Here is a 13,184-nt window from a genome sequence, read left to right as displayed (position 1 = left end):
TATATATAAATTATAATTATACCTTTCTATTACCGTTTCAAATAATGATCTTTGTCACAAAATAAATGCGTCATTATTAATATTACATTTTGGAAGAACTTAATATAAATCAGGAATTATTGAATCAAGAAGAAAACAAACCTGTTAAAATTACTTCTCCAAATCGTATTCGCCTTGCAGTATCATTATTTTATTTCGGGCAAGGTATTGCTTTTGCTTCTTGGGCAAGCCGAATTCCTGATATTAAACATACTTTAAATTTATCAGATGGAGAGTTGGGCAGTATTTTATTAGCATTGCCACTTGGTCAGTTGATAACCATGCCCATTTCTGGTAGGCTAGTAACAAAGTACGGAAGTAAGAAAATATTAACCATTACTGCACCACTTTACGTTATTGCACTTTCTAATTTAGGTTTAGCTACGGCATCATGGCATTTGGCTGCATTTCTTTTGCTTTTCGGTATTGTTGGTAATATGTGCAATATTGCCGTAAATACCCAAGGTTCTGAAGCGGAAAAGTTATTTGGTCGCCCAATTATGACTTCTTTTCATGGTGCATGGAGTATTGCCGGTTTTATGGGTGCATTGGTGGGTTTGCTAATGGTTAATCTGCATATTGTTCCTTACCATCATTTTTGGATAATAACCTTTCTGATATGGTGTAATGTATTTTTTAATTATAAACACTTAGTACCAGGTAAAGGTGCTAAAAGCGAGCGTAAACCAAAATTATTTACCATGCCCGAGGGTTCGCTGCTACAACTTGGAATTATAGGCTTTTGCAGTATGGCCACCGAAGGTGCAATGTTTGATTGGAGCGGCGTTTATTTTAAGGAAATTGTAAAAGCACCAACATCATTAGTTATACTTGGCTATGCCTCTTTTATGATTATGATGGCTACCGGGAGATTTGTAGGAGATAAAATTATCGAGAACCTTGGCAGAAAAAGAACCATTAAAATTAGTGGATTAATTATTTCATCAGGAATGTTTTTATCTGTTTTTCTACCCTACATTATCCCGGCAACAATTGGTTTTATGTTAGTTGGTATTGGTGTTTCAAGCATTGTTCCAACAGTTTATAGCGTTGCAGGGAAAAATGGAAAAGTTGCGCCTGGTATTGCAATTGCGATGGTATCTAGCGTGAGTTATCTGGGTTTTTTAATGGGGCCGCCATTAATTGGTTATATCTCTGCGCTATCAAGCTTGCAGTATTCTTATGCGGTAATTGGAATTTTTGGATTACTGGTAAGTTTTATTGTTGGTAAAATCAGAGCAATGGATTAGATTACTCTCTTTTAGTAATCAGTGTTTTAATCATGTTGTGCTCTTTGAGTGCGGCTACAGCAATTTCAATTAGCCTTAAATTTTCTTCAATATGCCCATGCTGAACTTCAACATTTATATACGGTATATTATTTAGTTGCGCATAAACAGAAAGCGAACCGTCATTTTCTCCAAATTTAGATTGAAGAATTACATTTACATTTGCCTTTTTTAAGCTATTGAATAACTTTAAATCGGTAACATAAAGCAAATCGTCGCCATCCATTTCCGCATTTAAATAAACAGAATCAGCTGTGCTGGATAAATCGTAACCTGGCAAATAAGATGAAATTCCGAAGCCACCATCAGCATTATTGTGTAGCGTTAATATGTAGCCAATTTCTTTAGGATTGTAAAATTCTACGATTTTCTTTCCAGCCTCATTCAAGGCTTTTTCAACTTCGTTGGAGCTAAAATCATCTTTCTTCAATCTAGTGTTAACACCTCTTTCAGTATAAATTGCATTTGGGTCAATGCGATAAACATCGTCCATGTAAGTAAAGTTATAATCTCTAACGCCACCATACTGACTATCTATCAATTCCCCACCATTCCATCTGATGTAATCAAACCCGGCTTTTACACCCGTATCCTCATTATCATGAACAACCAAAAATTTAATTCCGTTTGGTTTATAACTGTATTTTACGAGGTTGATTTTTAAATCGTAAAGCTGAAAGGATGTTGAATCCATTGTCATGGCTTCGAAAACCGGGGGATGTTGTGCTGAAACAGTTAGAGCGATATTAAAAAGTAATGCGCAGAGGATGATTTTAAGCATATGCCTAAATATACAAATTGATATAATATTTTGTTTGGCATCTGGTGTTTTTGCGCTCACTTTGTACCTAAACGGGATGGAAGCGGTATCCCCCGATTTTTCTTCGGGGATTTAGCGAACAGCCCGACTGGGTTAAGCGATAAAAAACTGACTTACATTTTCAAAAAGAATAAATGCAAATTGAATAGCTTATTTAGCAAATAAACTTCGGAAGTTTAATCAAACAAAAAGAGCTGCCCTTTGGGAAGGCAGCTCTAGGTGATTGTTAATCTGGATGTTTAAAGATTTTAGTGATCTAAATCTGCATCGTATTCCAAAACGTCTTTATGGTCGTAAGGCTCTTCAAGCAGTTCATCAATAGTTTTTACTTTTTTGTTGAAGCCAAATCTATCCAACATTCTATCGAAGACCAGGTAAACCACCGGTACCACAATTAGAGTTAAAAACAGCGAACTCGTTAAACCGCCCACAATAACCCATGCCAAACCATTCTTCCATTCGGCACCGGCACCGCTTGCCAATGCAATTGGAAGCATACCAAAAATCATGGCAATGGTGGTCATTAAGATTGGGCGTAAACGAGCATGGTTAGCTAATATTAAGGCATCTATGGTAGATTTTCCCTCTGCTTTCATGTGGTTGGTAAAATCGACTAAGATGATTGCATTCTTCGCTACCAAACCCATAAGCATAATAAACCCTAGGATGGTAAATATCCCTAATGAGTTGTTGGTTAAGGCCAAGGCTAATAGGGCACCAATTAAGGCTAAAGGAAGAGAGAACATTACCACTAAAGGATAGATAAAACTATCGTACAGGGCTACCATGATGAAGTAAACCAAAATGATAGATGCCAATAGGGCGATACCAAGTGTACCAAAACCTTCAGCCTGGTTTTCTTCATCCCCACCCCAGGTATAACTAACGCCAACTGGCGCTTTTAATTTACCATTTTCTTGTAACTCGATTAATTTTGCCTTAAAATCGGCAACAATAGTTCCGGTTGGGCGACCAATTGATTGCGCTTGAACCGATACAGAAGTTGATTTGTTTAAACGTTCTAATTGACTTGGACCCGAACCTTCGGTAATGCTTGCAAATTGAGATAACTTAATTTGTGCACCTTTATCGTTAACGAAAATCAGGTTACGTACATCATCAATATCTTTTCTGTTAAAATCTTGATATTGAATGTTGATGTCGTATTCGTATTCGCCCTTTCTATATTTACCATCGGTATTACCAGCAAAAGCAGTTTGCATGGTAGAACCTACTGTAGATAATGTTAAGCCAACTGCCGACATTTTATCGCGGTCTACCTGAACATTAATTTCTGGAGTACCTTTTTCTACAGAAAGTTTAATCTCGGTAGCTCCAGGAATGGTCGCCAATAAGTTTTTTGCACCTTCTGCATATTTTAAGGCACTATCTAAATCAGAGCCCATTACCACCAGACTAATTGGCGCATTTTCGGCAATACCTAAAATACTAATTGGCACTGTTTTAACTTTTGCACCAACCAGTTCTTTAGCTAAAGCACGGCTCATTTTGGTTGCGAATACATCAGACGACATACCTTCGCGTTCTTTACGCTCCACTAACTTAACGTTAATCTCCGATTTGTAAGCTGTTGCTTGCGTTCCACCAAAATCGCCACTGGCCTGACCAACAGTTGTAATTAACTGAATAATTTCCGGTTGTTTATCTAAGAAAGCTTCTGCTTTTTGTGTGTAGAAGTTGGTTTGTTCTAATGGCGCATCTTTTGGTAATTCAATTTGTACCAAAAACTCACCTTTATCCGATTTTGGGAAAAACTCAGAACCGATAAACCCTGCACCCAATAAACCACATGAACCTAGGAACAACACGAAAACCATAATTAAGGTTAATGCTTTGTGACGTAAAGACCAGTTTAAGATATTGGTAATCCAAATGGTGAATTTTTTAAGTTGTTTTTCGAACCATAAAATGAAACGGCCAAATGCATTCTTACCTTCAATGTGCTCTAACTTTCCATATCTAGAGAAAAGTAATGGAACAATGGTAAATGAAGCAACTAACGAAAGTAATGTTGCAATAATTACAACTACACAGAACTGGCGCAAAATATTAGATACCAAGCCCGAACTTACCGCGATAGGGAAGAATACCACCACAATTACCATCGTGATTGATACAACCGTGAAACCAATTTCCCTTGTCGCATCTGAAGCTGCCCTTACTTTGTTTTTGCCCATTTCCATGTGTCGCTGGATGTTTTCCAGTACCACGATGGCATCATCTACCAAGATACCTACCACCAGCGATAGACCCAATAACGACATTAAGTTTAGGGTATAACCGAATAAACTGATACCGATAAAGGTTGCAATTAACGATGCCGGAATAGATACCATTACAATTAACGCATTACGTAAACTGTGCAAAAAGAAAAGCATTACGAATGCCACTAATACAACGGCCAAAATTAAATCGTGGATTACCGCATCGGCCGATTCTAGTGTGAAAATAGAGCTATCGTTAACGATTTTAATATCTAGCTTTTGTGCGGCATATTCTGTTTTAAGTTTTGCGATGATGGCATGTACCCCCTCACTCACCTTTACCGCATTTGCATCACTTTGTTTAATAATTTGGATGGCAATAGATGACTGACGATTAATACGAGCCAGTTTTTCCGTTTCTTTTTTCGAATCCTGAACATCGGCTACATCGCCTAAACGAATTTGTGCGCCATCTTTAGTTGTTGTAATTACTAAATTTCTTAACTCATCTAAGCTTCTGTATTTACCTGATAAACGAATTAAAACGTCTTGATTGAGCGTTTTAACACTTCCGGTAGGGAAATCTAAGTTAGAGCTTAAAATCATTTGTTGAACCTGGGGCACGGCAAGATTATAGCCCTGCAATTTGGCGGCATCAAATGCAACCTGAATTTCACGTTCAGAACCACCCACAAGATTTACTTGGGCAATACCACTTACCCTCGAAATCACGGGCGCAATTCTTTGGTCAATTAAATCGTAAAAAGTAACATCATCCATATTTGCCGAAGCAGTCATGGTAATTACAGGTAAATCATCTAACGAGAATTTACTAAGTGATGGTGTTTTTACATCATCGGGTAAATCAGAAAGAATTGCGTTTACTTTTCGTTGCGCATCATTTAGTGATATATCGATGTTTGCCGCATCAGTTAAGGTAATGGTTACTACCGATAAACTTTCGTAAGAAACTGCATTTAACTTCTTAATGTTTTCCATGGATGATACGGCATCCTCAATTTTTTTGGTTACCGTGTTCTCAACCTCTGCCGGCGATGCCCCAGGATAAATGGTTGAGATAGATACTACGTTGTTTGAGAATTTTGGAAGTAATTCATAACCCAACGAAAAGTAACTTAACAGCCCAAGTAAAGTAAGTGCGGCAAATACCACAATTACCAGCGAGGGCCTTTTTATAGATATGTCTGTTATCTTCATTTTATTTTTTATGTTGATATATCATTATCCTTTTACAAGCAAGGGTTAATGAAATGCAAGCTGAATTATTTAACAATACTAACTGCAGTGCCTTCTGCTAAATTGATTTGACCACTGGTAATTACAGTTTCGCCTTCAGTTAATCCGCTTAAAACTTCTACGTTATCGCCTAAAATACGGCCAGTAACAACTTTTCTTATTTTAGAAGTGTTGTTAGATTTGTCGTAAACAAATAACTGATTGCTGCTTACACTACCAACAAATGAAGTACGTGGCACCAAAATACTTGGTACTTGTTTAGGGAAGCTAAAAACTGCCGTTCCATACATACCAGCCCTCAGGCTGTTTTTTGTGTTGTTCGATACTTCAATTTCAATCGGGAAGTTCAATGTTGCATCAGCTTTAGCAGCAATGAAAGTTACTTTTCCAGAGAATTTGTCATCAGGGAAAACTGAAGATTTGATTTCAATGTTATCGCCAATTTTTAAACTCGCTACTTGCGATTCGTTAACATTTACTTTCAATTTCAATTTAGAAACATCAACAATTTCGAATAATTGTGTTCCTTGTGCGGTTACAAATGCACCAACTTCAATGTATCGTTTGTTTATAATTCCATTAATCGGAGATTTGATATTTGCATCGCTTAACTTGCGTTGAGAAGCCTGAAGGCGCAATTTTGCATTTCTGGTAGCCAATTTAGCTTGGTCCAACTGCTGTTGCGTTACGCCACCGGTTTCGTAAGAACTTTGGTATCTTGCTTCATCTCTTTTTGCATTATCATAAGAAGCTTGAGCTGTTTCTCTATCCGTATTAATAATTTCAGCATCTATACGAGCTAAAACCTGGCCCTTGCTAACACGGGCACCTTCATCGACATAAATTTTAGAAACACGACCTGCATTTTCTGATAGAAAGTTTAATTCTTGCTTTGGAACAAAGTTTCCGTTCGCCACAAAATCCAAATCGACAACTTTTTTCTCTACAGTAGCAACACGAACAGCAACGGCGCCTCCACCTTCTGCGATAAATGCAGTTTTTGCTTCGTTTTTCTTTTTATTGTTGCTTAAAACGTAAGCTATTGCACCTAAGGCAACAACAACTACAATTATAATAGTAATAATCCTTTTCATTTTTATTGTACTAGCGATTTAATATTTCCGTTTGATTTTATTAATTGTATTTCGGCGATTTTATAATTTAATAAAGCCTGAGTGTAACTGTTTTGCGATGAGGTTAATGAGTTTTCTGTATCAAGCAAATCTGTTAATGTTGCCAACCCGTTGTTGTAATTGTTTTGCGTGCTTCGGTAAATTTCTTCGGCAAGCTCCACATTTTTACGTTGCAAATTGATGGTGTTTAAGTTATTGCGAAGTTGGATTTTAGCATTTTCGTATGCTAAGTTTAATCCATTTACGTTTTCTTTTCTATCTTCTTTTGCTTTAAGAATATCAACATTTGCCTGGCGAACTTTTGAACGTGTTAAAAATCCATTAAAAATTGGAACGCGTAAGGTTAAACCTATTGCAGATGCACCATATCCAATGGCTGCGGCATTAGAACTTAAAAAATCAAAACCATCACTTTGGCTTGAATAAGTATAGTTTCCTGTTAAAGATAATGAAGGGTAATATTCTGCCAAGTAAGCTTTTCTTTGCAGCGAAAGTAACTTATCCTGATTGTTCAGGAGTTTAATTTCAGTTCTGTTTGCTAAATCAATCGAATCGGTAAACACGGGTAATTGTGTAACCTGAGTTAATTCTGCTGCAGGTAATTCAATAGGCGTAGAAACTGGCATACCCATCGAAAATTTTAATTGATTTTCTAATTGGATGATGGCATTAACAACCTGATCCCTTTGCGTATTTAAATTGGTTAAATTAACGGTAATTCTATCTACATCAATTTTTCTGGCCAAGCCATTTTTAAATTGATTTGAAATTACCTTTTCCACAGTTTTAACATTTTTGATGTTCGTATCAATCACATTTAACTGTTGTCTGTTTACCAGAACCTGGTAATAATTATTTGCAACCAGTTCGATAATTTGCTCTTCGGTTAATTGAGAAGTTAAGTTGTAATATTCTTCACTAGAACGTGCAGCTTGCAAACCAGTAAAAACCTGCTGATTGAATAACTGCTGTGAAAGTTGTACACCTGCTGTTGAATTCCAGTTTTGACCAAGTTTGATGGCTTGTGTTTGTCCGCCGAAGTTGGCAACCAACTGACCAATGATTGGGTTGTAAGTTAAACCTGCATTACCTGTAATTTGCGGTAAAGCCTGTGCTCTAACTTCTTCAACCTTGTATCTTCCGCCTTCTATATCAAGTTTCGATTTACGAACTTTAATATTGTTTTGCAGCGCATAGGTAAGCGCCTCCTTTAAAGTAATCCGTTGCTGTGCAGCCAACAGATTTGGTAAAGTAATGCCAATAAGAAGCAGGAGCATTAGTTTTACCGGTTTTATTCTAAGCATAATATATTGATTTTGTTTTTGGGTTTTATTTAATTTTCGTTTTCCTTGCTCTGTTAGTTATTCATTTTTCGTCAGTTGTTGCTCTTTTATCACTTTTAACTTTCAAATTCTCACTCACATCTTAATCCCTTAGTAAAAATTATAGAAAGGTCTTTTTGCTTCTGGCTCATTCTGTTTAAAGCCTTTTTATCAGGGAAAATGTCCTTACCTGTTTCCATAACACACATTGTCGTTAATCCCATCAAGCTCTCTAAATACAATTCCGATACGTGACTCATGTCCGGATGGTCGATTTCGCCTTTTTCTTTCGCCTTTGTAAAAACTTTTGCGAAGAAATCTTTTTCCAAATCCTTTAACGAATTAAGTTTAGCCTTAATAACCTCGTCATTTAATAAATCAGGTATCCCTTCGGCAATTTTCAGCATATAATATTTCTGAAAAAATGTGTTTCGAACGTCAATCGTATTAACCAAAGTTGTTTCTAAGTTTTGCTCTGGATTATACTTTTTCTGTATCGCTTCAAAAAAATCGGTAAATACTTTTTCAATTACACCAAGTATCAGGTGTTTTTTATCGGGGAAATAATAGTAAAGGGATGGTTTTGAAACAGCTAAATCTTCTGCAATATCGTTCATCGTAGTTTTGTTGATACCAAAATGGCTAAAACGCTTAATGGCACCTTCAATAATTTGTTCCCTTTTTTTATCGGCTACAATCATTTTACTTTTCTACTTTCTGACTTTTTTAATATATTAGTCAAAAGTAGATCTAAAATTTCAAATGTTAATCATTCGATTAATAAACGGATTATAAGCTTACATTATTATGACAGTTTGTTGCTTTCTTCTTGGTTTATATTGCGTTATGGTTTAATCATTCCACTATGCATTATATGAATAATATAATAATCTTTTTTTTAACCATCGTTTTGATGGAATGCTTTTCTTGGGCAATACATAAATATTTATTCCACGGACCGTTATGGTTTATGCATAAAAGCCACCATAAACATTCGAAGTCTTTTTTAGAATGGAATGATGTTTTTGCACTACTTTTTGCATTGTCTTCACTCTATCTGATGTACATTGATAGAGAAAACATTGGTTATAGGTTTTCCATTGGTGCCGGAATTACAGTTTATGGCTTAATCTATTTTGTGGTGCACGATTGGTTCGTGCATCAACGAATCAAACCATTTAAATCAAAAAATGGCTATTTAACAAAGATTAGGAAGGCACACAAAATCCACCATAAAAATATGGGCAAGAAAAAGGGTAGGGCATTTGGTTTATTGTTTGTGCAAGATAAAGTCTTAAAAAAGTAATAACGGAAACCAGGTTTCTGTAAATAAACTTATATCTATTATTTCTTACTTTTGTCGGCATAACAAAATCAATATGCTTCAAATACAAGAAAATATTTCGCTTAAACCTTATAACACTTTTGGTATAGATGTTAAGGCCAATTATTTTGCCGAGATATTTGAAGTTGAAGATTTAAAGGAGCTTTTCAAGAGCGAAATTATATCAACACAAAAAATACTAATTATTGGTGGTGGCAGCAACATGTTGTTTACGAAAGATTATGATGGCTTGGTTATCAAAATCAGTATAAAAGGTATAAAATCTACGGAAAACGGAAGCCAAATTCTCGTAACTGCAGGCGGTGGCGTGGTTTGGAATGATTTTGTTAACTATTGCGTAGAGCATAATTTTGCAGGTGTAGAGAATCTAAGTCTTATACCCGGCACAGTTGGCGCATCACCAATTCAAAATATTGGCGCTTACGGAGTTGAATTGAAGGATGTTTTTGAAAGCTGTGAAGCTTTCGAAATTAAAACCGGAGAGATTAAAACCTTCAAATTTAATGATTGTCATTTTGGTTACCGGGAAAGTGTATTCAAAGGCGAGTTAAAAGGACAGTACATTATCACTTCTGTAACCTTCAAATTAAAAACTGAAGCCAATGTAAATACCTCTTATGGTGCCATCGAAGCAGAATTACATAAAAGAGGAATAGAAAAACCGGGCATAGCCGATGTATCTGCTGCAGTATCGCACATTCGTGTAAGTAAACTTCCAGATCCTTCAACCATTGGTAATGCCGGAAGTTTCTTTAAAAATCCGGTTATAGAAAAGTACGAATTTGCAGACATTGTAGCTAAAACTCCAGATGTTGTACATTATCCAACAGCCGACGGAAAAATAAAACTTGCAGCGGGCTGGCTCATTGAGCAATGTGGTTGGAAGGGTAAAATTCACGGTCAAACCGGAACCTGGAAAAATCAGGCTTTGGTATTGGTTAATCATGGAAATGCCACAGGATCAGAAGTGTATAATTTTTCGGAACAAATAATAGACAGTGTAAAGTCTACTTTTGGAGTCACTTTAGAAAGAGAAGTAAATATCCTGTGACGAAAAGCTGTCTGAGCTTTTAAAAGGCGAATTGGCATCGTGCCAAAAAAAATTGGTACTAAGTTTGTTTAGCTTAATACGAAATAGAGAACAAAATATTTGTTTTTTTTAAATCGTACCTAAAGCTAAATATCATGACAAAATTTGAATTCAACCATCTAGTTAACCACCATTCAGTATCCCTAAGATCGTATGCTTTGAACTTTACTAAAGATGCAGAAGACGCAAATGATTTAGTTCAGGATACCATGCTTAAAGCCATAACTTATTATAATAAGTTTAAAGAAGGCACTAATTTAAAAGGCTGGTTGTTTACCATCATGAAAAACACTTTCATTAACAACTACCGTCGTTTAGTTAAAACTAATACTTTAATAACGCAGAGCGAAGATATCTCTTCTGCAAACCTTTCCTACAGTGCAACAAAAAATCAGGCAGAAAGTAAATTTGTATTGAGTGATATTGATAAAGCGCTTGCAACACTTCCAGAAGAATATTATGTGCCATTCATCCGATATTTCGAAGGTTTTAAATATCACGAAATTGCAGATATGTTAAATATTCCAATCGGAACCGTTAAAACGCGTATACACGTAGCAAGAGGAATTCTAAAAAAATACCTTAAAACTTACTCAAAAGACATCGCTGTAGAAGAGATGGCGTAAAAATACATCCACTTTAAAACAGAAAAGCCCAGATTTTTATCTGGGCTTTTTTTATAAGTAAATTTTCATAAAAATTATTTGAAGCGCAAATTCAGAAGCTTTTTCGGTTTCAACAGTGCCGCTATTATTTCAAGTCCTCATCTTTCTTTACTCAAGCTTCAGGGCTTTCCATTCTATCGGGGCTAATTAAAATCGGATGGTCATTCTTATCAAAGAAATCATTTCATTGGTATAGAGATATTTCAATATTTCTATAAATGGTCTTAAATTTCTTATGTGGTGTAAGTTGTAAAAGTCATTAAAAGCAAAAGGCCTGGAATAAATCCTGGCCTTTTTGCTTATCATATATTTGGTTAGTTGATTCTTATGTTTTATTTCAACAATTTGCCTTCTCTCTTATTTCGAAACAAATGCAAACCTTTATAACTAATGTGTTTTAAAGCTTAAATGCACTGTTTTTGTTTTGTGGTTATAAAGATAAGGGAAATTTTAAATTTGTCAAGCTTTTTTTAACTTTTTTATTATTTCTTTTGCAACGACTTCTCCAGAGATGATTGCAGGTGGCACTCCAGGCCCTGGAACGGTTAATTGTCCGGTATATAATAAATTCGTTACGTTGCTTTTCATTTTTGGCTTTAAAAACGCTGTCTGTTTCAAAGTGTTAGCTAAACCATACGCATTTCCTTTAAAAGCATGGTAGTCGTTTTCAAAATCGTCCATCGCATAACTTCTTTTAAACAAAATACTATCACTAATATCATTACCGGTTAAATTTTTAAACCGTTCCATTAATAAGTTAAAGTATTCTTCTCTTTTGGTTTCGCTATCTTTCAAACCTGGTGCAACCGGAACCAAAAAGAAAAGGTTCTCGCATCCATTAGGTGCAACACTCAAATCTGTTACCGACGGACAACATGCGTAAAACAATGGTTTTGATGGCCACTTAGCATTTGTGTAAATTTCTGCAGCATGTTCATCAAAGTTTTCATCAAAAAATAAATTATGGTGGAGGATGTTTTTTAGTTTTTTATTTAGGCCAATGTAGAATAGTAAACATGAGGGTGCCATTGTTCGGCTATCCCAATATTTTTCATCATATTTTCTATATGGTTTATCTAATAGCGTTTGTTCGATATGGTGATAATCTGCATTGCCAACAATAAAGTCAGTTTCAATAATCCCCTTATTGGTAATTATTCGCTCGGCTTTCTGCTGATGCACCTCAATTTTCTTTACCTCCGTATTAAATTCGAATTTAACACCTTGCGTTTCGGCAATGTGTTGCATGGCTTCTACAATCTTATGCATGCCACCCATCGGGTACCACGTACCTAAAATTAAATCTGCATAGTTCATTAAACTATACAAAGCTGGTGTGTTTTGTGGTGTAGCACCTAAAAATAAAACCGGAAATTCTAAAAGCTTGCGTAATTGTTCATTATTAAAGAGTTTCTCAACATGCGTTCTCATGTTCCCAATTAGCTGAAGTTTAATGCCACTTACAGCTAAGCGAGGGTCGAAATATTCCATCACACTGTGCGATGGTTTATAAACGTATTCGTTCATGCCAACATCGTACTTGTATTTCGCCTGTTTTAAAAACTTACGTAGGTTGTTAGAACTGCCCGGTTCTAAAGCCTCGAAAAGTTCATATAATTCGGCTTCTGTTGCCGGAACATCCAATGCATCATCCTTTCCGAAATAAATTCGATAAGAGGGAGCTAAACGTTTTAATTCATAAAAATCTGCTGTGGTTTTGCCAAACCGCTGATAAAAGTTTTCAAAAACATCCGGCATCCAATACCAGCTTGGGCCCATGTCAAATAAAAAACCGTCATTGCTCCATGTTCTGGCTCGGCCACCAGCCATTTCATTTTTCTCTACAACAGTAACAGCACAACCGTCTTTTGCCAAATTTGCCGCGGCAGCTAAGCCTGCAAAACCTGCTCCAATAATGGTTACTTTGGTTTTCTTATCCATTGCGTAAATAAAGCAAATTTTAATCGATTTGTTTTGGTTTTACCAATGCTCATTACGA

The 13,184-nt window shown here is 35.9% G+C and carries 10 protein-coding genes; 4 read left to right on the top strand and 6 right to left on the bottom strand.

Annotated elements, in window-relative coordinates; translation table 11 throughout:
- The first annotated feature begins 89 nt into the window (after positions 1-89).
- Positions 90-1,289: an MFS transporter gene (locus QWY86_RS14510; protein ID WP_290243062.1), complete on the top strand. Its 1,200-nt coding sequence runs from the start codon at positions 90-92 to the stop codon at positions 1,287-1,289.
- 1 nt (position 1,290) lies between these two features.
- Here QWY86_RS14510 and QWY86_RS14505 read toward each other — a convergent pair whose 3' ends face one another.
- The 5 genes from QWY86_RS14505 to QWY86_RS14485 all read right to left on the bottom strand — a co-directional run bounded on the left by QWY86_RS14505 (position 1,291) and on the right by QWY86_RS14485 (position 8,786).
- Entirely contained in the window at positions 1,291-2,109 is an 819-nt protein-coding gene (locus QWY86_RS14505; RefSeq protein WP_290243061.1) for a hypothetical protein, read from the bottom strand.
- 287 nt (positions 2,110-2,396) lie between these two features.
- Positions 2,397-5,591: an efflux RND transporter permease subunit gene (locus QWY86_RS14500; RefSeq protein ID WP_290243060.1), complete on the bottom strand. Its 3,195-nt coding sequence runs from the start codon at positions 5,589-5,591 to the stop codon at positions 2,397-2,399.
- A 65-nt stretch (positions 5,592-5,656) separates the two neighbouring features.
- Positions 5,657-6,724: an efflux RND transporter periplasmic adaptor subunit gene (locus tag QWY86_RS14495; RefSeq protein WP_290243059.1), complete on the bottom strand. Its 1,068-nt coding sequence runs from the start codon at positions 6,722-6,724 to the stop codon at positions 5,657-5,659.
- Between the two features lie 2 nt (positions 6,725-6,726).
- On the bottom strand, positions 6,727-8,067 hold the full coding sequence (locus QWY86_RS14490) for a TolC family protein (RefSeq protein ID WP_290243058.1): 1,341 nt from the start codon (positions 8,065-8,067) through the stop codon (positions 6,727-6,729).
- A 110-nt stretch (positions 8,068-8,177) separates the two neighbouring features.
- Positions 8,178-8,786: a TetR/AcrR family transcriptional regulator gene (locus QWY86_RS14485; protein WP_290243057.1), complete on the bottom strand. Its 609-nt coding sequence runs from the start codon at positions 8,784-8,786 to the stop codon at positions 8,178-8,180.
- Positions 8,787-8,959: 173 nt separating this feature from the next.
- Between QWY86_RS14485 and QWY86_RS14480 the strand changes: the two genes are divergently transcribed.
- The 3 genes from QWY86_RS14480 to QWY86_RS14470 all read left to right on the top strand — a co-directional run bounded on the left by QWY86_RS14480 (position 8,960) and on the right by QWY86_RS14470 (position 11,146).
- A complete protein-coding gene (locus tag QWY86_RS14480) occupies positions 8,960-9,391 on the top strand; it encodes a sterol desaturase family protein (RefSeq protein WP_290243056.1) in 432 nt (143 codons plus the stop codon).
- Positions 9,392-9,464: 73 nt separating this feature from the next.
- Positions 9,465-10,481, top strand: a complete 1,017-nt coding sequence (murB, locus tag QWY86_RS14475) for a UDP-N-acetylmuramate dehydrogenase (RefSeq protein ID WP_290243055.1) — start codon at positions 9,465-9,467, stop codon at positions 10,479-10,481.
- Positions 10,482-10,615: 134 nt separating this feature from the next.
- Complete coding sequence (locus QWY86_RS14470; protein ID WP_290243054.1) at positions 10,616-11,146, top strand: RNA polymerase sigma factor; 531 nt, start codon at positions 10,616-10,618, stop codon at positions 11,144-11,146.
- A 498-nt stretch (positions 11,147-11,644) separates the two neighbouring features.
- Here the strand turns inward: QWY86_RS14470 and crtID are convergent, their stop codons facing one another.
- A complete protein-coding gene (gene crtID, locus QWY86_RS14465) occupies positions 11,645-13,126 on the bottom strand; it encodes a bifunctional phytoene desaturase/3,4-desaturase (RefSeq protein WP_290243053.1) in 1,482 nt (493 codons plus the stop codon).
- Between the last annotated feature and the right edge of the window lie 58 nt (positions 13,127-13,184).

It is taken from the genome of Pedobacter aquatilis, from assembly GCF_030409415.1.
GTDB lineage: Bacteria > Bacteroidota > Bacteroidia > Sphingobacteriales > Sphingobacteriaceae > Pedobacter > Pedobacter aquatilis.
The sequence above is the reverse complement of the archived record's forward strand: the minus strand, read 5'-3'. Positions and strand labels throughout refer to the sequence as shown.

Excerpts from the sequence above, each read along its gene's own strand:
- crtID (WP_290243053.1), bottom strand. The coding sequence starts at position 13,126 with ATGGATAAGAAAACCAAAGTAACCATTATTGGAGCAGGTTTTGCAGGC.
- murB (WP_290243055.1), top strand. The coding sequence starts at position 9,465 with ATGCTTCAAATACAAGAAAATATTTCGCTTAAACCTTATAACACTTTT.
- QWY86_RS14480 (WP_290243056.1), top strand. The coding sequence starts at position 8,960 with ATGAATAATATAATAATCTTTTTTTTAACCATCGTTTTGATGGAATGC.
- QWY86_RS14495 (WP_290243059.1), bottom strand. The coding sequence starts at position 6,724 with ATGAAAAGGATTATTACTATTATAATTGTAGTTGTTGTTGCCTTAGGT.
- QWY86_RS14500 (WP_290243060.1), bottom strand. The coding sequence starts at position 5,591 with ATGAAGATAACAGACATATCTATAAAAAGGCCCTCGCTGGTAATTGTG.
- QWY86_RS14490 (WP_290243058.1), bottom strand. The coding sequence starts at position 8,067 with ATGCTTAGAATAAAACCGGTAAAACTAATGCTCCTGCTTCTTATTGGC.
- QWY86_RS14470 (WP_290243054.1), top strand. The coding sequence starts at position 10,616 with ATGACAAAATTTGAATTCAACCATCTAGTTAACCACCATTCAGTATCC.
- QWY86_RS14485 (WP_290243057.1), bottom strand. The coding sequence starts at position 8,786 with ATGATTGTAGCCGATAAAAAAAGGGAACAAATTATTGAAGGTGCCATT.
- QWY86_RS14505 (WP_290243061.1), bottom strand. The coding sequence starts at position 2,109 with ATGCTTAAAATCATCCTCTGCGCATTACTTTTTAATATCGCTCTAACT.